20 protein-coding genes are annotated in these 21,046 nt (G+C 46.8%); 9 read left to right on the forward strand and 11 right to left on the reverse strand.

Annotated features, from left to right (window positions below; genetic code table 11):
- Nucleotides 1-9 precede the first annotated feature (9 nt).
- The 7 genes from F3I09_RS02085 to F3I09_RS02115 all read right to left on the reverse strand — a co-directional run bounded on the left by F3I09_RS02085 (nucleotide 10) and on the right by F3I09_RS02115 (nucleotide 6,988).
- Nucleotides 10-756, reverse strand: a complete 747-nt coding sequence (locus tag F3I09_RS02085; RefSeq protein WP_188133645.1) for an ABC transporter ATP-binding protein — start codon at nucleotides 754-756, stop codon at nucleotides 10-12.
- Nucleotides 756-1,781, reverse strand: a complete 1,026-nt coding sequence (locus tag F3I09_RS02090; protein ID WP_149693378.1) for a BtrH N-terminal domain-containing protein — start codon at nucleotides 1,779-1,781, stop codon at nucleotides 756-758. The genes F3I09_RS02085 and F3I09_RS02090 overlap by 1 nt, the downstream gene beginning before the upstream one ends.
- Nucleotides 1,782-1,841: 60 nt before the next feature.
- Complete coding sequence (locus tag F3I09_RS02095) at nucleotides 1,842-2,240, reverse strand: hypothetical protein (protein ID WP_149693379.1); 399 nt, start codon at nucleotides 2,238-2,240, stop codon at nucleotides 1,842-1,844.
- Between the two features lie 449 nt (nucleotides 2,241-2,689).
- Nucleotides 2,690-3,826: a beta-ketoacyl-ACP synthase III gene (locus F3I09_RS02100; RefSeq protein ID WP_149693380.1), complete on the reverse strand. Its 1,137-nt coding sequence runs from the start codon at nucleotides 3,824-3,826 to the stop codon at nucleotides 2,690-2,692.
- Nucleotides 3,827-4,193: 367 nt separating this feature from the next.
- Nucleotides 4,194-5,114, reverse strand: coding sequence for a dialkylrecorsinol condensing enzyme (locus tag F3I09_RS02105; RefSeq protein WP_149693381.1), 921 nt, complete (start codon nucleotides 5,112-5,114; stop codon nucleotides 4,194-4,196).
- A gap of 418 nt (nucleotides 5,115-5,532) precedes the next feature.
- Nucleotides 5,533-6,201 (reverse strand): class I SAM-dependent methyltransferase, encoded by a 669-nt coding sequence (locus F3I09_RS02110; RefSeq protein WP_149693382.1) that lies wholly within the window; start codon nucleotides 6,199-6,201, stop codon nucleotides 5,533-5,535.
- Between the two features lie 70 nt (nucleotides 6,202-6,271).
- Entirely contained in the window at nucleotides 6,272-6,988 is a 717-nt protein-coding gene (locus F3I09_RS02115) for a head GIN domain-containing protein (RefSeq protein WP_188133646.1), read from the reverse strand.
- Between the two features lie 134 nt (nucleotides 6,989-7,122).
- Here F3I09_RS02115 and guaA point away from each other — a divergent pair, with 134 nt between their 5' ends.
- Nucleotides 7,123-8,661 (forward strand): glutamine-hydrolyzing GMP synthase, encoded by a 1,539-nt coding sequence (gene guaA / locus F3I09_RS02120; protein WP_149693384.1) that lies wholly within the window; start codon nucleotides 7,123-7,125, stop codon nucleotides 8,659-8,661.
- 114 nt (nucleotides 8,662-8,775) lie between these two features.
- Nucleotides 8,776-10,101, forward strand: coding sequence for an ABC transporter substrate-binding protein (locus F3I09_RS02125; protein ID WP_149693385.1), 1,326 nt, complete (start codon nucleotides 8,776-8,778; stop codon nucleotides 10,099-10,101).
- Nucleotides 10,102-10,329: 228 nt separating this feature from the next.
- Here the strand turns inward: F3I09_RS02125 and F3I09_RS02130 are convergent, their stop codons facing one another.
- Nucleotides 10,330-10,530 carry a hypothetical protein gene (locus F3I09_RS02130; RefSeq protein WP_149693386.1) on the reverse strand — a complete coding sequence of 67 codons (201 nt, stop codon included), beginning with the start codon at nucleotides 10,528-10,530 and terminating at the stop codon, nucleotides 10,330-10,332.
- Between the two features lie 628 nt (nucleotides 10,531-11,158).
- On the opposite strand from F3I09_RS02130, the gene F3I09_RS02135 reads away from it, so the two are divergent.
- The 3 genes from F3I09_RS02135 to F3I09_RS02145 all read left to right on the forward strand — a co-directional run bounded on the left by F3I09_RS02135 (nucleotide 11,159) and on the right by F3I09_RS02145 (nucleotide 14,371).
- A complete protein-coding gene (locus F3I09_RS02135; RefSeq protein WP_149693387.1) occupies nucleotides 11,159-12,184 on the forward strand; it encodes a ligase-associated DNA damage response exonuclease in 1,026 nt (341 codons plus the stop codon).
- Nucleotides 12,185-12,193: 9 nt separating this feature from the next.
- On the forward strand, nucleotides 12,194-13,783 hold the full coding sequence (locus F3I09_RS02140) for an ATP-dependent DNA ligase (protein ID WP_149693388.1): 1,590 nt from the start codon (nucleotides 12,194-12,196) through the stop codon (nucleotides 13,781-13,783).
- 84 nt (nucleotides 13,784-13,867) lie between these two features.
- Complete coding sequence (locus F3I09_RS02145; RefSeq protein ID WP_149693389.1) at nucleotides 13,868-14,371, forward strand: Lrp/AsnC family transcriptional regulator; 504 nt, start codon at nucleotides 13,868-13,870, stop codon at nucleotides 14,369-14,371.
- Between the two features lie 2 nt (nucleotides 14,372-14,373).
- On the opposite strand, the gene F3I09_RS02150 is transcribed toward F3I09_RS02145, so the two are convergent.
- Nucleotides 14,374-14,961, reverse strand: a complete 588-nt coding sequence (locus F3I09_RS02150; protein ID WP_149693390.1) for a hypothetical protein — start codon at nucleotides 14,959-14,961, stop codon at nucleotides 14,374-14,376.
- A gap of 71 nt (nucleotides 14,962-15,032) precedes the next feature.
- Between F3I09_RS02150 and F3I09_RS02155 the strand changes: the two genes are divergently transcribed.
- The gene (locus F3I09_RS02155; protein ID WP_149693391.1) at nucleotides 15,033-16,079 is read left to right on the forward strand and encodes an LD-carboxypeptidase; all 1,047 of its coding nucleotides are present in this window, start codon (nucleotides 15,033-15,035) and stop codon (nucleotides 16,077-16,079) included.
- Nucleotides 16,080-16,149: 70 nt separating this feature from the next.
- Here the strand turns inward: F3I09_RS02155 and F3I09_RS02160 are convergent, their stop codons facing one another.
- Nucleotides 16,150-16,752: a hypothetical protein gene (locus F3I09_RS02160; protein WP_188133647.1), complete on the reverse strand. Its 603-nt coding sequence runs from the start codon at nucleotides 16,750-16,752 to the stop codon at nucleotides 16,150-16,152.
- Nucleotides 16,753-16,972: 220 nt separating this feature from the next.
- Between F3I09_RS02160 and F3I09_RS02165 the strand changes: the two genes are divergently transcribed.
- On the forward strand, nucleotides 16,973-17,611 hold the full coding sequence (locus F3I09_RS02165) for a hypothetical protein (RefSeq protein ID WP_149693393.1): 639 nt from the start codon (nucleotides 16,973-16,975) through the stop codon (nucleotides 17,609-17,611).
- Between the two features lie 9 nt (nucleotides 17,612-17,620).
- Nucleotides 17,621-18,325, forward strand: a complete 705-nt coding sequence (locus F3I09_RS02170) for a hypothetical protein (RefSeq protein WP_149693394.1) — start codon at nucleotides 17,621-17,623, stop codon at nucleotides 18,323-18,325.
- A gap of 17 nt (nucleotides 18,326-18,342) precedes the next feature.
- Here the strand turns inward: F3I09_RS02170 and F3I09_RS33945 are convergent, their stop codons facing one another.
- Nucleotides 18,343-18,489: a hypothetical protein gene (locus tag F3I09_RS33945; RefSeq protein ID WP_188133648.1), complete on the reverse strand. Its 147-nt coding sequence runs from the start codon at nucleotides 18,487-18,489 to the stop codon at nucleotides 18,343-18,345.
- 75 nt (nucleotides 18,490-18,564) lie between these two features.
- Here F3I09_RS33945 and F3I09_RS02175 point away from each other — a divergent pair, with 75 nt between their 5' ends.
- Nucleotides 18,565-21,027, forward strand: a complete 2,463-nt coding sequence (locus tag F3I09_RS02175; RefSeq protein WP_149693395.1) for a ligase-associated DNA damage response DEXH box helicase — start codon at nucleotides 18,565-18,567, stop codon at nucleotides 21,025-21,027.
- Nucleotides 21,028-21,046 lie beyond the last annotated feature (19 nt).

Consider the following 21,046-nt stretch of genomic DNA (forward strand, 5'->3'; position numbering starts at 1 on the left):
CGGTTTTTATTAGTCTCTCAATGCGTGTCCGGTATACTGCAGGAACACGTCTTCCAGGTTGCGGCATTCAGGATGCCTTGCTATCAGCTCATTTGTCTCACCCTGTACTACTGCCGTTCCCTCATCTATGATGGTTACTTCCTGACAGATGGTCTGTGCTTCATCCAGCAGATGCGAAGTATATACGATACTTACTCCCTGCCGGTTATAATCACGCAGAAACTGCAATATCATACTGCGCGATTGTACATCCACACCAGCTGTAGGCTCGTCCAGCACTAGCAGCTGCGGCTGATGTAGGATAGCTGCTATGATGTTGGTACGGCGTTTCATACCACCTGAAAAATGATGCACCTGTTTATGGGCGTTCTTTTCCAGCCCGAATACCTGCAGGTATTCATCAATGCGGCTACGCAAAGGCTTTCCTTTCAGTCCATACAGGTTGCCGAAGTATTCAAGGTTTTCAACAGCAGTAAGATGGGGAAATAATGCGATCTGCTGGGGCACAATACCTATCAGTCCTTTAATGGCTTCCCGGTTCACAGCATTCTGCGGCAGATCGAAGATTTGTACCTGACCTGCATCTGCTTTTATCAAACCGCACAGGATGGAAATAGTAGTAGTCTTACCAGCGCCGTTAGGTCCCAGCAGGCCCACGATGGATCCTTTCGGGAAACTAAAGCTCAGGCCTTTCAATGATGGTTCCAGCGCTCCTTTGTATGTTTTGTGCAGGTCCTGCACCAGAATGCTGGTCATTATAATTTTACTTTCGACAATTTACGGAATAGCACTTCTTCCTCTGCGGCGCATTGCATCAACATTTCACTGAGTTCCGCATAAGATACATTATTCACGCTTCTGCTCTTACATACCCTGCCTGCATTGAAGGCAAAGTTGCGCCAGGTGTCTCCGATGCGGGTAAGTTCCGCTGAGATCTCTGACAATTCATCCCGTTTCAGAATGCCTGCCGCTTCCTGCAAAAAAGCAGCGTACATAAAGCGGAAACCTGCACCACCGGTACCGATCTCCTCCTGCATACGGATAATATTCCCCAGGTATAACACGGCTTTCCTGTCTCCCACCTTCTCAGGATAATGCTTCAGTCGCTTCGCCAGGAAACGCATCCCTTTTACACCAAAAAATGGCAGCGGAATATGCAGCATGTCACTGCATGCCTGTTTAATACCTTCACGTATAGGTTGCTCCAGCGATACCTTCTTAGGTACTTCCACCGGATAATACATTTTTCCTTTCGGAGCAGGGAAACCTTTTGCAAAGCGGGCCTCCGCCAGACTTTTAGCGTCTATCTGCGTAACAGTTTCCATGATCGGATCACTGATACGGTAGTTATCTCCGTCCTTGCCAAACGCCACCAGGTTGTGCGCATTGAAATGGAAACGGTATGCAGGCGGAAAATAAGGCAGGTAATATACACTGGAGAGCAATCCCACAGGTTTACCTGTTTCCAGCACACGGTCCAGCGCTTCCATGCCTTTCTCCGGACTGGAAAAGGTCTGTGATTCTATTTTAACTCCCAGCCGTTTGCAGACTCTCTTGAATATAGCCCCCGGCACCACGCGGTAAGTCGTACCCGGAACTCCGTTCACCTTCACAAAAGGCAGGTGTCCGAAGAAAATACCGGCTCCTATACCAAACGCCATCGGTTCACTGATATGTAAACCATAATGACGGAAGATATTTGAAATAACCCCACTCTCGCAATGGGCAGTCTGCTCGTGGCTGAACTGAATATCACTCATAACTTCCAGTACCTCATCCATTTGGATATAATTTATTGAACGTCCCCCAGGATTGGTCCTGCAGGATCTGTCTACACTTGATTATTTGATATTTTTCAATTCCTGTACACTGACCTTGAATGCTGCCGCATACTTGCGCAACATATTATCGCTCAGCTTATTAAAAACGGCTGGTTTCATATGGCGTTTTACCTGCCACTGAAACTTACCTACATAACTGGCCAGCAACGGCAGATCCATGATAGTCTTTTCCATGTAGTATACTACCGGACTGACTTCACCGGCCACCACCTGCGCCCTGGCTTTTTCCACACGTTCATTGATCTCTTCCCACGCCTGCTTCATCGCTACATTCTCAGGCTCCCAGCCTACACTGGTTACCGGTACGTACTGACCCGCATTGTCGGTGGCATAAAACAACTGTTTGAAAGTACCTTCATGCATGTTGTCACCATCCTGGGGAACTTCCTCTTTTTTCATGTGTACTATGTTTGAGCCAAATTTACATTTATATTATATATCATATACCAAAAAAGAAAGGAGCCTTCGCCCCCTCTTAATTATTTAAGGATCAGGAATTAACGTCGGATGTCCTGATATCAAACTCAACCAACTCCATTGGGAATTAACCTGTTTACAACACGCTGGCGACCGGAAAAACTGACTCCGCAGGAGTCTGTTTTTGTAGCGCGGGGTTTCAACCCCGGGTCCTACGTTCGTTCCGGGACCGCAACGAACGTACGCCATGTTTGTAACACATATTTTGCCCATGGTTCACCACATATACCATGTTAAACGTTTAACGGCATTCCCGGGTTTGCAATCCGGGGCTACAAACACGCCCCCCTAACGAGGTTGTATCCGCGTTTTGTTAATCCCTCACATTCAATCCGCTCATTCAATCCCGATCTCTGACCAGATAATTTATCTTACACTACCGTAATATGTGCATAAGCATATGAGAATCTTGCACTCTCAGGCACCATCATTACGATAGTCTGTCCTTTTTTCAGCATATTATTATTCATCAGCTCTTCCAGCATAAAATAAGGAGATGCTGTACCCACGTTACCTACTTTGGTCAGGTTGGTAAACCATTTTTCCTGTGGAATAGGTACTCCCAGGCGGGTGATCTCTTCATCTATTTTAAAACGGAAGAACTCAGAAGACAAGTGTGGCAGGAAATAATCCAGTTTATCGAGGTCGATGTTATGACGCTCTACCAGCTCCTTCCACATTTTTGCACCGGACGGAACAATGTTCTTACCCAGCAGGCGGGTATCCTGCTTGAAGGAGAATACGCTATGCTGTGCCCACTCTTCCGGCGTCATATCTATCCAGCCTTTGGTGGAGCCATCTTCATTCTTGATGGAACCGGCATACATACAGGTTTCCAGTTCGTGCGCATAGGAGGCTATTTCCACCCAGTCTACGCGCAGGGAAAGACCTGTTTCATTAGGTTTATCCTGGAACAGGGCTGCACTGGCGCCATCAGAGAGCATCCAGCGGAGGAAATCTTTTTCAAAAGCGATGATCGGATTATCTTCCAGTTGTTTCAGGTTATCGGTTTCGGGCTGGAATTTCTCCGCCAGCATCCAGCTGGAGAATTTCTCAGAACCAGTACTTACCGCATTGCTGGTATTACCGCATTTAATGGACATCCAGGCATATTTGAATGCCTGCATACCTGCAGCACAGGCGCCTGTGGCTGCTATTAATTCTACCGGCTGGCATTTCAGCAAGCCATGCACCATAGCGGCATGGTTAGGCAGCAGCTGATCGGGCGAAGTTGTACCACATGCCAGCAACTGCAATTTGCTGATAGGGAATTTATCATCAAACAGATTGTTTACAGCCGCGGCTGTCATTTCAGCGTTCGAATGAGTTGATTTTCCTTCTTTATCCAGTGAATAATAACGTGTTTTGATCTTATTATTTCCCAGAATTCTCAGTCGGGCGCGGGAGGGCTTTCCATCCACCATGCCCAGAATGCTTTCCATTTCATCATTCCCTACAGGCTCATTTGGCAAAAACTTAGATAGCCTTGTAATATAAACTTCCTTCATTTGAAATAGATTCCTGTTTTTTTAAGTTGATGCCTATCCTCCTTTAAAGACTGGCTATTGATTTACAATGGTATGTTATCAGTGCAAACTCGCGGCCCTTCATTCAGACAGGTCATCTCCCATTTACGTATGTTACATTGGTTACATGAATGTCCAGTTGGCCCTTCCTCAATCCTTCTGATACTGGCAAATCATCCCCCGCGTTACTTATTATATGAAATGTCCGATTTGCCCCCTCTTCATCCTTTTGAAATACACAAACGCCCGTAAATATAGAATACTCTACGGATATTACCGTAAAACAGTCAATTACATGTTGTCCCGGATAATAATTACACGATAAGTATTACATGACCAACGGCTGGGCTTAGCGCAGATGTATGCCTTTATAGTACTCGACGTCCTCCTGGAGCTGTTTTTTATTTAACGCCAGCTTTAAAATAGATGTTATTTTGGCTATAGGCGATAATACAAAAATACCGATCAGCAGCAATCCTCTGTACATCGTTACCCGTCCCTGGCGTTCCGGTGCTCCCGGACCTCCTTTGGCGCTGATGAATTTCGACCAGTAACGGAAAGCCCTGATACCTCTTCCTTCCAGCAGGATCAGATTAGGTAACAGGTCAATGGCGCCCAATTCCAGCAACGCTGGTTGTAATGTATCCCACTGTCTGGTTTCCAGTGCTTTACCTATCGGTTCCGCAAACCGTACCGATTCAACTATATCCTTTTCCTGTACACCTGCAGGCGGTAACAGTGATGTTGCTTCTTTCTTTCCTTTGAACTGCCATCTCAATACCGTAATCAGTGCCACAAGGTTCGGCGACGTGTCTTTCAGTACAATATTGCCAACCAGTTTCGCTCCGGCCTTCTGTAGATATTCTTTCACTCTTTCCTGCGCATTCAGCCACATATTGCGGCACCCCATTAACGTGATAACAGGTTTGCCTTTCAGCAGGCGGCCTGCTATATCACTCTGCAAAAATGCTGCCGTAGGTTGAGATGGAGACAGGAACCAGGGTTGGTAAGCCAGGATAACAAGGTCAAAATGCTCATCCGGATTCACCTTTAGTGGCTCAATACCTCTTGGACGTCCTAACACCGTTTCCGGCATTGTATCATAAAAAACCTGTTTTTTCCATGGGAACTCAAATGGTTGCAATGGTTTCAATTCTTCATATACAATGGTTGCTTTATCCTGTAAAGGGCCAAGCACTGTATCGATGATTCTTTTCAGTTGCCCCGTTTGCGTATAATACACAACCAGGATCTTAGGTCGTTCAATCATAAAAGGAATAGGAGGTTCAACAATATTGAAGCCGTAAACTTACGAAAAACAATATTAGGCAAAAGATATTTTTTTGTTATATGAATAACGGTCGTTAGTAAACGCTTGTTCAAATATCAGGGAATATCCTGTTCTCATCCCTGACAGATCACTTGTTCTACCTAAAAGTAACGCCTGCGGGAAAGCGTAGGTTGCTTTTCCGCAGGCGTTCTATCTCTTAACTGTGATGTAAGGCAATTACCCCCGACATAAACAGCATCAATAATCGTCATCATCAACTCCTATCTTGTGCCTTAGCCAGGTACTGCCGTATCCTCTGCATTTTGTTTACAGCAGTACCGTGGCCAAAGGACTTAATTAGTTGTTTAACAGGTACAAAGATGCTGTATTGTACAATAACATAACTGTTAAAGTGAACTTAAAATTTTATTCCACGTAAACAAATATTCTCTAACTCCACCATCGTACTGCCGTCACTTGACATTCTGGGCGCCTCCATCCCGGTCTTTACCTCAATGTCCCTGAATCCATTCGCTTCCAGCAATGCTTTAGCCTCTTCTGCACTATACAAGGTAAAGCCATGAGAGCTGAAAGACAATTGCTGCATGGTTTCCCTGGAACGGATAGCCAGTACCAACTCTCCCCCGGTATCCAATACACGATGTATTGCATTGAGAGCCAGGGCAGGTTCGTCCCAGAAATACAACACATTCACCGCAAATACCTTCGTAAAGGCTCCTGCTGCAAATTGCATTTCCTCTGTTCTGCCCAGGTACAGTTCCACGCTACCATCTGCAACGCGGGCCTGATTTTCCCGGATGGCTTCTGCTACCATTGTCTCAGACATATCAAGGCCGGTGTACCGGATTGGGGTCCCTCTTTCAAAGAGCGCAGGAATGAAATGCCCGTTCCCAAATCCTATTTCCAGTATCCGCTCGCCGGGCTTTATCTCCAGGAGGCCCAGCACCATCTTATAAAGAGCTGCATTCGACTTATTCATCGCAGTGCCCACTCTTAACCCATTTTCACCTTCCGGCCTGCGCAACTGGCTGGCCACCTCTTCGGCGGTCATCGATGGCTTCTCCATAATATATTGTCTGTTTACGTAGCTTATGAACGATCCTGAATTACATTATATATACAGAGCAGGGTGAATCTTAGCTCTTACGCACGGATCCTGAACCGGCGATTTTGGAACTTACTTCCGGGGTGCCTTTATATCTTACATCGCCGGAGCCTGCGATCTTCGCTTCCAGCTTCACACTGGCATGTACGTCTACGTTGCCACTGCCGGCAATGCTGATCTGGGCATTTTCAGAATGCAGGTCGCTGCCCTGAAAATTACCGCTGCCTGCCAGGCTTACTTCCAGGTCTTTGGTTTCACCGCTCAGCTTAATATTACCAGAGCCAGCTGAAGATGCCTCTACTTCCGGGCTGTTCACTGCGCCGTCAATATTACCGCTGCCTGAAAGCTTCAGACGTACCCCATCGGCATTCTGCAGTGTATTGGTAATATGTATGTTACCGGAGCCGGCGAGCGACAGAAAGTTTACATCGGGAGCAGTCAGTTTTATCTTGATGCCCTTACTTGTCTTTACCGAGATATGGTCCTTCAGGTCCACTACGAGCTCACTTCCATGCAGTTCCAGCCGCACATATTGAATGATGTTGTCTTCGGCTTCGATCACTGCCGGTTGGGCCGGTCCCTGAGTGAATTCTATATCCATGGCTCCTTTCAGCACTACTTTCTCATAATCTCCCACGGTATGGGTTTCTGTAGTCACGTTGCCGCTGCCGTTGATGCGCTGGCCATCGCAACTGTATTGAGTTACAAGCAATAGAGTAATAGCTGAAAAACAAATGATCTTTTTCATAAGGGTAATATTTGTTTGGGTTGTAAAATGGCGATTTATACACATGTATATTACGAATATAAGAACAATCATCTATAGACTATTCCCATTTTCAAACTTGGGATTTCATATTTGGCCTTTATCTTTGCACCACCATGACAGAAAAGATACTTATACTAGACTTTGGCTCTCAATATACGCAGCTGATCGCACGCAGTATCAGGGAGTTGAACATTTATTGCGAAATCAAGCCTTGTCTTCAGCCGGTACAATGGGATGATACAGTAAAAGGCATTATTCTCTCCGGTAGTCCGTTCTCGGTGAACGATGCCGGTGCACCAACCGTTGACATAGCTGCCATGGCGGCAAAAGTTCCTGTACTCGGCGTTTGCTATGGCGCCCAGCTCACAGCAAAAGTATTCGGCGGCGAAGTAGCCAAAAGCTCCATCCGCGAATATGGCCGTGCATTTATGGACCATGAGAACAAGGAAGAAAAGCTCCTGTATGATATCTCTTCCCGCAGCCAGGTATGGATGAGCCATTCAGACACCATCGTGCGTATGCCCGAAGGATTTGAGATCATCGCCCATACTGACAACATCCCGGTAGCGGCCTTCAAATCTGAAACCGTAGCCAAACACCCTATCCTGGGCCTGCAGTTCCACCCGGAAGTGACCCACTCCCTGGAAGGTAAACAACTGCTCCGCAACTTCCTGGTACACATCTGCGGATGTAAACAGGACTGGACGCCGGCAGCATTTGTTCAGGAAACCATCGAAAAGATCAAGGCACAGGTAGGCGACAAAAAAGTAATCATGGCGCTTAGCGGTGGTGTTGACTCTACCGTGGCAGCCGAACTGATACACAAAGCGATAGGAAGCAACCTGTATTGCATATTCGTGGATAACGGCCTGCTCCGTAAGAACGAATTCGAAACCGTACTGGATTCCTACAAGCACATGGGCCTGAACGTAAAAGGCGTAAACGCCAAAGATCTCTTCTACGGAGAACTGAACGGCGTAAGCGATCCTGAGAAAAAACGTAAGATCATTGGCCGTCTCTTCATCGAGGTATTCCAGCAGGAAGCCAACCAGCTGAAAGATATCTCCTTCCTGGGTCAGGGTACTATCTACCCTGATGTGATAGAATCCGTTTCCGTAAATGGTCCTTCTGTTACAATCAAATCCCATCACAACGTAGGCGGTCTGCCTGAAAAGATGAACATGGGACTGGTAGAGCCGCTGCGTTTCCTCTTCAAAGACGAGGTAAGACGCGTAGGCCGTGAAATAGGCATCAGCGACATATTCCTGGGCCGTCATCCTTTCCCTGGTCCGGGTCTGGCTATCCGCATCCTGGGTGAGATCACCCCTGAGAAAGTTGCTATGCTGCAGGAAGCAGACGCCGTATATATCGACGGACTTCGCGAAGCGGAGCTGTACGACAAAGTATGGCAGGCTGGCACCATCCTCCTGCCGGTACAGAGCGTAGGGGTAATGGGAGACGAAAGGACCTATGAATTCACCGTAGCCCTCCGTGCAGTAACCTCGGTTGACGGTATGACTGCCGACTGGGCACACCTGCCACATGAATTCCTGGCTAAGATGTCTAACGATATTATCAATAAAGTGAAAGGTATTAATCGTGTGGTATACGATATCAGCTCCAAACCACCGGCTACCATCGAATGGGAATAATTCCCTGAGCTATGAGTAGAAACGCTTAACGCTGAGCACTTTATATATTTGCACCTCAGTGTTAAGCGTTTCTTGTTCAACGCCTGGGAACGATTTTTGTAATTAATCATCGCTATGAGTAAATCCAAAATATGCAGTCTGATGGTCACTGCATGCGCACTGACCATTCTGCTGTCTGCCTGTTCGCTGTTTAAAAGCAGTAGCAGCAGCAGCACCACTGCTCCGCCAACAACTGTCACAAAGCCTAAAGAGGAAGAAAAGAAAAACGAGGACAAAAAGAAAGATGAAAAAGCAGCCCCTTTCAACGTACCGGCATTTGCCCGTGAACTGAAAAAAAGCTCCTACAACGTTGCACTCTTTGCTCCACTCTATCTTGACTCCGTTTTTACAAATGGCACAGAACTTTCAGGCCGCACCCTGCCCCGTTATGTATTGCCTGGCCTTGATTTTTACGAAGGCGCCCAACTGGCGCTCGACAGCCTGCAACAGCAAGGTGTAAAGCTCAATGTACACGTATATGACAGCAAATCCAGGGCTAATAGCATCGATAACCTGACAAGGAGTAAATTGCTGGACAGCGTAGATCTCATTATCGCTGCGGTAAGCTCTCCTGAGATACAGGAACTCAGCAATGTAGCCCGTCGGAGAGAGGTCAACCTAGTATCGGCCACTTATCCAAATGATGGCGGTATCACGGCCAATCCTTTCCTGCTGATCACCAACAGCATGCTCAGGACGCATGGAGAAGCACTTCAACGTTACCTGCAGGAAACATTTGCTACCAAGAACATCCTGCTGTTCCATCGTAACAGCGCCTTTGAGAAACGCATCGCAGCCGATTTCAAGGCCGACTACGAAAAGATGCAGAATCCGAAGAAATCACATATCCGCGAAGTGATCTGGAATGATGCCATGACAGATGGGGAATTGTCCCAGTTCATGCTGGCAGACAGACCTAACCTCTGTATCATTACCGCCCTGGATGAGACCAATGCAAAGGCCATCCTGCGTAAACTCAGCGTGCAGACCGGCACCTATCCTATCCAGGTTTACGGTATGCCTACCTGGGATATCATGAAGTTCAAAGAGCCTGAGTTCAAGGACATGCAGATCTACTACACTTCTCCCTACTTCAATGATAAGACCAACGCTTACAGCCGTTATATCACGGATTATTTCAAGCGCATCTACAAATCCCGTCCGTCAGATATGGCTTTCAAGGGATTTGAGCTGACCTGGTATTTCGTAAAACAGCTGACTGATAAAGGTGTTTACTTCAACGGTAGCCTGAACGATCCTTCTAAAAAAGTGTTCAACAATCTCAATTATCAGCCGGTATACCTGAAAGATGGCGCCACTATGCCTGATTACTTTGAGAATAAGAACATCAACATCATACAAAAGAACGATAGCAGCGATGTGAGGATGAATTTCCAGTAAACATTACTGTTGTTTCTTTAACGCAAAGAGGGTGTCGAATTACAAAGGCACCCTCTTTGTTTTTCTACCCATTCCGTCCGGCGGCAGCCCTTTCCCGCACCCTCAGCTGCCATTGACAATAGTCTTGTTATAAAAGATCCCAAGCGGTTTTGTAACAGCCGCCAATCACATCCTGGAAGCATCCCACCCTATTCATTTGCTGTTCACAATGCAATGTTAGGAAAGAATTCAAAGCGGTTTAAAGCAATGTATACGAAGGCCACTTATGTCGTCATAAAAGCCCCTTATCCCGTTATAAGAGCCTTTCGTGATTGCTATGACAAAGTCAGTATCTCCGTTTAACCAGCATACAAGTTGCATATGACCAGGATCTTCCTCCGTTCTTCCTCCGTTTTTAACGGAAGAAGAACGGAGGAAGATCCTGGTCATATGCAACTTGTATACAACTCACGTGAACCTTGTCTTAGTCCTGAAAGTTTACCTTTTCAGAGCATTTGAATTCGCTTTGATATCGCTTTGATAACGCTCATTCTACGTTGATCTTACGTTCATGAACGTAGGATCAACGTAGAATGAGCGTTATCAAAGCGATATCAAGCCGGCTATTAATACACACTTTGTAAACTTTAAACACGACTACCGGGCTGAAGATGTAAACCTGCATCAGGACCAACGCAGAATGTCCCGTACACCAAAAAAGGATGCCCCCGACTACTGGGACATCCATTCTCCTAAATATGGCTGAGAGGGGGTTAAATTGAGGATTCAAGGCCGGGTATAATGCAGATAATATTTTTTGTTGCTCTTTACTATATAGTCAGCGAAAGAGCTCAAATCTTCGCGCCATAATACAAATTTCTCCATCTTTCCACCTGCTAATTCCATTTCAAGTCCAACTTAAAGGCACGTATAAAGCATATATAAGGCAGACATACAGCATACTCATGGCTGATTTAAAGGTATTTTATAATTTTTTTTTGAAGATTTCATCCGCAATATCAAAATAGTATCAGAACTACCCCTCATTACGCATGAAAATTGCATACTTTGCTTTCATATGCAGGTGTTACAGTTTACGGACAAGGGTATTTACTGCCCGGCAGGTGATTTTTACATTGATCCCTGGCAACCTGTGGAACGGGCTGTCATTACCCATGCCCATTCCGACCATGCCCGGTATGGTAATAAACATTACCTCTGCCATCATGATAGCGTTCCGCTCCTGCAGTTAAGGCTTGGTCAGGATATCAGCGTACAGGGCGTCGCCTTCGGCGAAAATATCCGCTATAATGGCGTCACAATATCCCTGCACCCGGCAGGGCACATTATTGGGTCGGCACAGGTGCGGATACAACAGGAAAACGAAGTATGGGTGGTGAGCGGTGATTATAAAATGGAAAATGACGGCATCTCAGGACAGTTTGAACCAGTTCCCTGTAATACATTCATTACTGAATGCACCTTTGGGCTTCCAATCTACAACTGGCAACCACAGGGTGTCATCTTCAGCAATATCCGGCAGTGGATAAAGGACAATCAGGCGGCAGGTAAGCACAGCGTACTGCTGGGTTACAGCCTGGGAAAGGCCCAGCGACTGCTGTATAACCTGAGGGACGTCACCCCGCAGATCTGGGCGCATGGGGCGATCTATATCCCTCACCAGCTGCTGAGAGAAAAAGGTTGGGACCTCCCGGAGATCCATCGTATTACGCCGGAAACGCCTGCATCTGCCTATAAGAACAATCTGATCATCGGTCCGCCGTCCGCAGCAGACAGCTCCTGGATGCGCCGTTTCAATCCATACGCCCTGGGCGTGTGCAGTGGATGGATGCAGGTGCGGGGACATATGCGCCGCCGTAATGCGGACGCCGGTTTTGCCCTGTCAGACCATGCCGACTGGACGGGCTTATTACAGGCGGTGAAAGCCACGGGCGCTGAGAAGGTGTATACGACCCATGGCTTCAGCAGCGCTTTTGCCCGCTACCTGACAGAAAACGGGATTCCGGCACAGGAAGTGAAAACAGAATTCGGTGACATGGATGAAGAAGCAGGCATGCCAGAAACCATTACTAATGACCAATAACGCCCGGTTATGAAAGAATTTGCCGCACTCATAAAAATACTGAGCAACAGTACCAAGACCAATGAGAAGCTGGATGCACTGAGCCGCTACCTGGCTGTTGCAGCTGCTCGTGACCGCCTCTGGGTGCTGGCGCTGTTCACCGGCCGGCGTCCTAAACGAACCGTCAATACCACCCAGCTTAGCACCTGGTGCCTGCAAATGACGGGTTTACCGGCCTGGTTATACGAAGAGTGCTATCATACAGTAGGTGACCTGGCAGAGACCATCGCTCTCCTGTTGCCCCCGGGTAAGAGCCTCTCCGCCCATCCTTTGCATTATTGGATAGAACAGCTTATACAACTTCAAAACGCGGACGAAGCCACTAAACAAACCTTCATCCTCAGGGCCTGGGAAGAACTGGATACCAGTGAAAGGTTCGTGTTCAATAAACTGATCACCGGCGGTTTCCGCATTGGCGTATCCCAGCAAACCATGGTGAATGCCCTGGCCAGTACTTACAACATCCCCGCTGCTACCGTTTCCCATATGATCAGTGGGAACTGGGACCCGCAGCAAACCACCATAGAAACCCTGCTCAGCGAGAACATCACAGAAGCCGATGCATCCAAGCCTTTCCCTTTTTACCTCGCTTATGCTTTAGAAAGCGATCCTGCTGAACTGGGCGCACCCGAACAATGGCAGGCGGAATGGAAATGGGACGGTATCCGCGGACAGATCATCAAACGTAACGGACAATTGTTTGTATGGTCGCGCGGTGAAGAACTCATTACCGAAAAGTTTCCTGAATACCAGCCCTTGCTGGATGTGCTTCCGGAGGGCACGGTACTGGACGGAGAGATCCTCACCTTTGCCGATGGAGCGCCCCTGCCCTTTCAGACCCTGCAGACCCGCATAGGACGGAAGAACGTAACGCGCAAACAATTACAGGAAGCCCCGGTGGCCTTCCTCAGTTATGACCTGCTGGAGTGGGAAAGTCAGGATATACGAACAACCGCGCTGCAGGAACGTCGATTACTTTTGGAGAAGGTGGTGGAGCAGATCAATCACCCTACCCTTCGGCTGTCGCCCGCCATTACTTTCCACGACTGGGATCAACTGGCCAGTTTCCGCCTGCAGGCCAGGGAAAAAGGCAGCGAAGGACTGATGTTGAAAAAGCTGGATTCCACTTACCAGGTAGGTCGTAAACGCGGAGACTGGTGGAAATGGAAAATAGATCCGCTCACCATTGATGCGGTCATGATCTATGCCCAGAAAGGACATGGACGCCGTTCTAATCTGTATACCGACTATACTTTCGCCGTCAGGGATGGAGACCAGCTGGTATCATTTACCAAGGCCTATTCCGGTCTCACAGATAAAGAAATCAACGAAGTGGATAACTGGGTGAAAAAAAATTCCCTGGAGAAATTTGGCCCCGTCAGGACCGTGAAGCCGGAACTGGTATTTGAGATCGGCTTCGAAGGAATTGCAGCCTCCAACAGGCATAAGTCAGGCGTGGCATTGCGTTTTCCCCGTATACTCCGCTGGCGGAAAGATAAACCGCCTACAGAGATCAATACCCTTGAAGATTTACAGCAGCTACTGCGGACACATAAATAATAATGAATTTTGAAGGAATACTAAAGCAAATTAGTATATTGTACTTAATTTTGCTTTTGAAACGGAACATTATTCTATACTGATATGAATAACCTGGGAAATAACAAAAAAGAGAACGCAACTGAAAACATTGCGCTGGATGAAAAGGATATCGCCATCCTCCAGTTGCTGGAGGAAGATGCCAAGATGACCATCCGCGACCTGGCAGCAAAACTGAACCTGAGTGCCACTCCCGTTTATGAACGTATCCGTAAAATGGAACAGGCAGGCGTTATCAGGCAGTATGCCGCCATTGTTGATCCCAGTAAGATTGATAAAGCCCTGACTGTATTATGCTACATCTCCCTGAAAGAGCATGGTAAAAAGGCCGGTACCAAATTTATCAAAGAGATCACCTCTTTCCCTGAAGTAATGGAATGTCTCAACATTTCCGGCCAGTTTGACTTCATGCTGAAGGTGCAGGTAAAAGACATGTTTGCCTATCATGAATTCAACGTAAACAAACTGGGCGAACTGGATAATATCCGTCACATGGAAAGCGTGTTCGTGATGTCAGTGATCAAGGCTACGCACAGGGTGGTATATTAAGCTTATAATTTTTTTAGGCCTTCATATCCAGGAAAGAGAATATAGGTATTGATATCTTCTCCCTGGGGATGTACAGTAATGGCGGTACATAACTGCTTACCACCTTTCTCTGTTGTCATTTCAAATGCGATACCTGCTTTACGCACATCGTACAACGTGATCTTCCTGCCTTTCAGTTTATCCTGATACTGTGCCACGATCTTGATAGCGGGAAATAGTTTTTTCACTTCGATATAAGCGCTGCCCACCCTCAGTCCTTTTTCCGTTGTAAAGGAAGATGTGTTCACGCGGACCTGCTTTACTACCATTGCTTCCTTACCGCTTGTTTCTTCCCTTACGGAATAAACAGCCAGGTACCTGGTGGAATCGATACTCTTATCTTTCTTGTGACTGTACCAGATGCTCCATGCCTTTCCCATAGCAGCATCGCCGCCATCTGCGGGGCCCAGCATAGCGGCCATATCATCCGCGGTAGCGCCTATTTTTGTATTCCCGATATATTGTCCCGGCTCTATTCTCCAGGCTGTTTGTGCCATTGCCGGCGCTATCATCAGCAGAAATGCCGCCCCTAAAATGTAAAGGTGTTTCATGGTTATTCTTTTATACAAAGAAAGACAAAAAACAGACCATATCGCTTATAAATAATGCTTACATTAATGTTATGAATCGTAAACACTTCCTGTCAGCACTGGCCACTACAGCAGGACTCACCACCTTACCGGCGCTCACCCGTTTACAACAGGCCGCCGCTGCCCTGCAGCCGCATGAAGAAAGATTATTGATCCCACCTTACCTCAGGCCCGGCGATACGATCGGTATTACCTGTCCTGCAGGACACATCACCCTGGAAGAGATAAAACCAGCCATCAGCATCATGCAGAGCTGGGGTTTTAAAATACGTGTGGGCAGTACCGTTAATAAGACTGACTTCAGCTTCGGCGGCACTGACCAGGAGCGCCGGCAAGATATACAGGAAATGCTGGACGATCCCGCCATCAAGGCTATCATGTGCGCCCGTGGCGGTTATGGGAGCGCCCGTATTGTCGATCAGCTGGATTTCTCCCGCTTCGCACAACAGCCAAAATGGATCATCGGCTTTAGTGATATTACTGTATTACATTGTCATATTAATCGTCTGTATGGTATCGCTACTTTACATTCAAAAATGTGCAACAGTTTTCCTGATGATTTCAGCAAGGCAGAACCTATCGTACAACAAACTATTTCTTCCATCAGGGATGCCTTGTCAGGTCAGCAACTGCACTATACCACTTTCTCCGATTCCCGCAACCGTACGGGCACCGCGAAAGGCGTACTCGTAGGTGGCAATCTTTCAATGATCCAGAGTGTGCTTGCTACTAATTCAGAACTGGATACCATCGGTAAGATCCTTTTCCTGGAAGAAGTAGGCGAATATCTTTATAGCCTTGACCGCATGTTCAACAGTCTTCAACGCGCACACAAACTGGATAATATTGCGGGATTGATCATTGGTGGTTTTAACCGCATCAAACCTGATGATCCGGGAGAAGAATTCGGCAGGACAATGTATGATATCGTGATGGAGAAAGTGAAGGATTTTAAGTATCCGGTATGCTTCGGTTTCCCGGTGGGACATCAGAAAGATAATTATGCATTGAAGTGTGGTATCATGCATCAGCTGACGGTGGGGCAGCAGGAAGTGACGTTGGATGAGTTGAGAGGATAGGCCCTCTATTCATGCAAGGCGATGAAGATAGTGTCAATTTTCAACAGTATGTAATTGATTTGTTGTTGTTTCATTTTTCTACTATCTTTGTACAGTCCTTAATTAGCTTAGTAACCTCAGCGGAATTGGACTGCTGTTTGCTAAGCCAGTTAAGGATTTTTTCTTTGTCATAATACTCCATAAGTCTGTCTTCGCCGATCCAACGTAACACATCTTTGATGTTATCTTTTGGATATATGCTCCTGACGTCATTTACTTTCCTGTTGCCTTTTATTTTTTGCATTTCAATTGCTACCACAAAATTGATTCCCTTATCTTCCATTTCTGTTAAAATCACTTTGCTGTCAATCCTTGTTTTGCTCTGAAATATAGCAACTGGGGCCGCTAAATATTCCGGCATATCTACAACTGAAACTAAGGAGAAGGGATGGTTCGCCTGGAGTTTTTTATCAATCAACCGCTGCACTGACATTTGTATAGGAATATCAGGAAAGCCACAATTAAGAAAATGCAGGCATGGCCTTCCCAATTCCAGTGGCGAATAATCACTGTTCTTTCCACTAAGAATTACTCTCAGCCTTTCATTGAAATCATTACAAATGTCCTTTAACCTACGTTTGGAAATGGTTAACTCACTTTTAGCACCTGCAACAGGTGTTCCTGGCTTGGTCATCAGTTTTTCAATTAAAGATTTTGGGGGCACATTATCTTTAGAGATAAATGGCAAAGACAGCAAATAACGGTGTATTGATTGACATATCCATATTTGTTTTTACTCCCCGTCTTTATATCTTACGCCAGCGAATCTCCCTTCCATGAAAATATACATAACTATACTTATATCTTGCGTCGCAATCCTTATATCCTGCAAAAAAGATGACAATGTCCATGTCATGCGGGAAGGTATCTATACCAATAAAAGCCTCGCTACTGCCGGTCCTATCACACTATATGTAGGCGATAAAACCATCACAGAACAGACATTCATCCACAACTTCCTGGAAAGAAGAATCAACAGCTGGCTGACGGATAGTACATTCAGGGAACAACCAGGCATTAACACCCCGTTTATCTTCACTTCGGTAAGCATCCAGGGAGAAATGGCCTACTACACACAAGATCCGGGCAACAGGTACCAGGACACTTTCCATATAAACAGTCTTTCTACCAATACCAGGCTGCTTATAGCCAATAGGGAATCTATTATAAAACCGACAGTGCTGGGAGAATTAAGTTGTGCGAACGTGGCAAAATATGTGCGGCGCAATCCGCCCACATATGCATGTAGTTACTTCAACTATCCGGACAGCTATTGTACCGGCCATAAACAGCTTCAGCTGAATGTAGAGAAAGATTACCTCGTGATACCGGTACTGACATATTACTTCGCCCGCCCTATTGCTCCAGGCATTTTCTGCCATACTTACGAACGTTATATCAGCGATGACTTTAACAAAGATATTCTCAGTAAATTACGTCCCGAAGATACGCTGGCCGTGCAAACCTATTTTGTAAAACTCTATAAGCAATAATCCTTCAATATGAAACCATTCTTGTTACTAATATGCGTATTGCTGCTTTGTTATGGCTGTGGGGGCGATGATGTGACACCTTACCCAACCGGTAATTATGAAAGCGCCGCTAATATTAAAAATGACCCGGTAGCGCTGTATACAAAAGATAAAATCATTACAGATGTTGTTTTCATCCAGGCATTTCTTGAACGCAACCAGATATATGGCTTCTTTGATCTGACAGCAGGTACCGCAGAATCTCCCATCCATGTGACATTTGATAACAGGGTTTCTGACAGTGTTTATTTCAGAGCAACTTCAAGTGGCGACGCACTTGAACTGATCTTCAACCAGGTGTATTACGATAACAATGCTGCCATATTACTGGGCCGCGACAGTTTGCCGGGATCACCAGCTGATGACGGTGAATTAAGCTGCTCAAATGTTCGTACTCATATACGCAAGCATCCGCTGCTTACCTATTGTGTACCTTCAGGTATCAACGGCTCATTGACTTGCAAAACAAGATATCAGATGCCTGTAGTGACGGACGGCGATCATCTTTCCCTTCCTGTTATCAGCTATCATTTCAAGACCAAGACATCAATTTCAGAATGTTATTTGGCTGAAAAGTATGCGTATGGCTATTTGAATGCAGATGCGTTAAAAACGATACATACACAGGATACGCTGGTGGTGCAGACAAGAATGTTGACACTGGAAAGAAAATAATCCGGTACTACCGGCAATTATTGATTTCCCATTTTTCCCACTGATTCTGATATTTCATACAGATGCCTGTCCTCCGTTTCAGAAAGGTTCTCAAATCCCTTCTGCAGATAGGGTTCTATTACGATCATTGCGATAAGGTACTGGTAGTTTGTTTCAATTTTCATACAGGAATTTAAGGCGAGGCAAATGTATGTTGCCGGACATTGACATGTCTTTGTTTTTCCCTAATTTCATCACCAATGAAAAACAAAGCGCGCGGATGGCAAGTGATAACAGAATGGCTCGCTGCAAACGACAGAAAGCCTTTTGCTTTCCAGGAAGAAGCCTGGAAGCATTACCTGCAAGGCAGATCAGGCCTTGTAAACGCCCCTACCGGTTACGGTAAAACCTTCTCTCTCTTCCTTGCCGTGGTGATCGACTGGATCAATAAACACCCGAAGGATTATCAGCAGAAAACGAAGAATGGCCTGCAAATGATGTGGATCACTCCGCTACGCGCATTGGCAAAAGATATTGCACGTGCGATGGAGGAAGTGCTGCAGGAACTCAATATGTCCTGGCAGGTAGGTATACGCAGTGGCGACACCCCTATTTCCACCCGCCAGCAGCAAAAGAAGCAGATGCCGGAGATATTGATCATCACACCGGAAAGCCTGCATCTGCTGATGGGGCAGAAAGAATATGCGAAAGTCTTTACACACCTGACAACAGTGGTAGCGGATGAATGGCATGAACTGCTGGGTAGCAAACGCGGTGTGATGGTGGAATTGGGTCTCAGCAGGCTCCGCGGACTGGCAAAGAAAGCAGGACGCCCTCCATTAAAAGTATGGGGCATCTCAGCTACGATTGGCAACCTGGAAGAAGCGCTGGATGTATTACTGGGCCAGCCAGACCCCGAAGCGGTGATTGTACGCGCCAAACTGGGTAAGAAGATAGAACTGCAAAGCATCCTGCCGGATGAGATCGAAAAATATCCCTGGGCGGGGCACTTAGGTACACGACTGCTGTACAAAGCCTTGCCGGTGATCCTGAACAGCCAGACTACCCTCATATTTACGAACGTCCGTTCCCAGACTGAGATCTGGTACCAGGAAATATTACGCCAATGTCCTGAACTGGCGGGCGCTATTGCCATTCACCATGGTTCTATCGATGCGGAGCTCCGCGTATGGGTAGAAGAAGCGCTACACACCGGCGTGCTGAAGGCGGTTGTCTGTACATCCAGTCTTGACCTGGGTGTGGATTTCAGGCCCGTGGACACGGTGATCCAGGTGGGCAGTCCTAAGGGAGTAGCCCGCTTCCTGCAGAGAGCCGGCAGAAGTGGTCATCAGCCCGGCGCCACCAGTAAGATCTGGTTCCTGCCTACGCACAGCCTGGAACTGGTGGAGGCAGCAGCTTTGAAGGCGGCTATGGAAGAGCAGCTGGTGGAAAGCCGTATGCCTGTTATACTGGCCTTTGACGTACTCCTGCAATACCTGATGACACTCGGCATTTCAGATGGTTTTCATGCCCCTGAAATATGGGAGGAAGTGACCAATACTTTTTGCTTCCGCGATATGACGGAAGATGAGTGGGGCTGGATATTATCTTTCCTGTCTACCGGCGGAGAAGCGCTCTACAGCTACGATGAGTTTAAAAAACTGGAAAGGGAAGGCGACTTCTTCATCTGTCGCAGTCGTATGCTGGCCATGCGGCACCGCCTGCACATCGGCACCATCGTCAGTGATGCTATGCTAAAGGTGAAATTCATGAGCGGAGGATTTATCGGTATGATCGAAGAATGGTTCGTTGCACGCCTGCAACCAGGCGATGCTTTCAGCCTGGGAGGCCGTACCCTGGAATTTGTGATGATCAAGGACATGACAGTGCTCGTACGCAAGTCAAACGCCAAACGGGCCATTGTACCCAGCTGGATGGGAGGACGACTTCCGCTCTCCGCCAATCTCGGGAAGATATTACGTCGCACATATAACGAGGCATTGTCCGGCAAATCGGACATGCCTGAGATCAGGATATTGCAACCGCTGTTCGACCTGCAGGAACAATTGTCGCACATACCGAAAGACAATGAACTGCTGATAGAAATGATCCATACCCGCGATGGTTATCACATGTTCGTCTATCCTTTTGAAGGACGGCTGGTACATGAAGTGATGGCTGCATTGCTTGCCTATCGTATCAGTAAGCGACAGCCTATTACCTTTTCCATGGCAATGAACGATTATGGTTTCGAGCTGCTCTCTGATCAGCCAATCCCGGTCAGCGATGGGGATGTACATGACCTGTTTTCTCTTGAGAACCTGAGTAATGATCTGCAGGCCAGTGTGAACTCGACAGAAATGGCCCGTCGTAAGTTCAGGGATATTGCAGTCATTGCCGGTCTTATTTTCCAGGGCTATCCCGGCAAGCATAAAGCCAGCCGTCACCTGCAATCGTCTGCTTCCCTGCTGTTCAATGTGTTCAGGGATTACGATCCACAGAACCTATTGTTAAGGCAGGCGTTCAATGAGGCATTCTTCTACCAGATGGAAGAAGCACGTCTGCGGGAAAGCCTGGAGCGTATTTATAACAGCGATATTGTCATTACAGCACCGGAAGCATTGACGCCTTTCTGTTTTCCGATCAAAGTAGACAGTCTCCGGGAGGAGCTCACCAGTGAAAAACTGGAAGACAGGATCAAAAAAATGCGTCCGCAGATATAGTTTGGGAGAGATACAGTAG

The sequence above is a fragment of the Chitinophaga sp. CF418 genome, assembly GCF_900142925.1.
GTDB lineage: Bacteria > Bacteroidota > Bacteroidia > Chitinophagales > Chitinophagaceae > Chitinophaga.

Bases quoted from the DNA above. Each gene is read 5' to 3' on its own strand.
- F3I09_RS02100 (WP_149693380.1), bottom strand. From the start codon at position 3,826: ATGAAGGAAGTTTATATTACAAGGCTATCTAAGTTTTTGCCAAATGAG.
- guaA (WP_149693384.1), top strand. From the start codon at position 7,123: ATGACAGAAAAGATACTTATACTAGACTTTGGCTCTCAATATACGCAG.
- F3I09_RS02150 (WP_149693390.1), bottom strand. From the start codon at position 14,961: ATGAAACACCTTTACATTTTAGGGGCGGCATTTCTGCTGATGATAGCG.
- F3I09_RS02110 (WP_149693382.1), bottom strand. From the start codon at position 6,201: ATGGAGAAGCCATCGATGACCGCCGAAGAGGTGGCCAGCCAGTTGCGC.
- F3I09_RS02165 (WP_149693393.1), top strand. From the start codon at position 16,973: ATGCGGGAAGGTATCTATACCAATAAAAGCCTCGCTACTGCCGGTCCT.
- F3I09_RS02170 (WP_149693394.1), top strand. From the start codon at position 17,621: ATGAAACCATTCTTGTTACTAATATGCGTATTGCTGCTTTGTTATGGC.
- F3I09_RS02115 (WP_188133646.1), bottom strand. From the start codon at position 6,988: ATGAAAAAGATCATTTGTTTTTCAGCTATTACTCTATTGCTTGTAACT.
- F3I09_RS02175 (WP_149693395.1), top strand. From the start codon at position 18,565: ATGAAAAACAAAGCGCGCGGATGGCAAGTGATAACAGAATGGCTCGCT.
- F3I09_RS02095 (WP_149693379.1), bottom strand. From the start codon at position 2,240: ATGAAAAAAGAGGAAGTTCCCCAGGATGGTGACAACATGCATGAAGGT.
- F3I09_RS02135 (WP_149693387.1), top strand. From the start codon at position 11,159: ATGCAGGTGTTACAGTTTACGGACAAGGGTATTTACTGCCCGGCAGGT.
- F3I09_RS02125 (WP_149693385.1), top strand. From the start codon at position 8,776: ATGAGTAAATCCAAAATATGCAGTCTGATGGTCACTGCATGCGCACTG.
- F3I09_RS02160 (WP_188133647.1), bottom strand. From the start codon at position 16,752: ATGACCAAGCCAGGAACACCTGTTGCAGGTGCTAAAAGTGAGTTAACC.
- F3I09_RS02155 (WP_149693391.1), top strand. From the start codon at position 15,033: ATGAATCGTAAACACTTCCTGTCAGCACTGGCCACTACAGCAGGACTC.
- F3I09_RS33945 (WP_188133648.1), bottom strand. From the start codon at position 18,489: ATGAAAATTGAAACAAACTACCAGTACCTTATCGCAATGATCGTAATA.
- F3I09_RS02090 (WP_149693378.1), bottom strand. From the start codon at position 1,781: ATGGATGAGGTACTGGAAGTTATGAGTGATATTCAGTTCAGCCACGAG.
- F3I09_RS02085 (WP_188133645.1), bottom strand. From the start codon at position 756: ATGACCAGCATTCTGGTGCAGGACCTGCACAAAACATACAAAGGAGCG.
- F3I09_RS02130 (WP_149693386.1), bottom strand. From the start codon at position 10,530: ATGACCAGGATCTTCCTCCGTTCTTCTTCCGTTAAAAACGGAGGAAGA.
- F3I09_RS02140 (WP_149693388.1), top strand. From the start codon at position 12,194: ATGAAAGAATTTGCCGCACTCATAAAAATACTGAGCAACAGTACCAAG.
- F3I09_RS02105 (WP_149693381.1), bottom strand. From the start codon at position 5,114: ATGATTGAACGACCTAAGATCCTGGTTGTGTATTATACGCAAACGGGG.
- F3I09_RS02145 (WP_149693389.1), top strand. From the start codon at position 13,868: ATGAATAACCTGGGAAATAACAAAAAAGAGAACGCAACTGAAAACATT.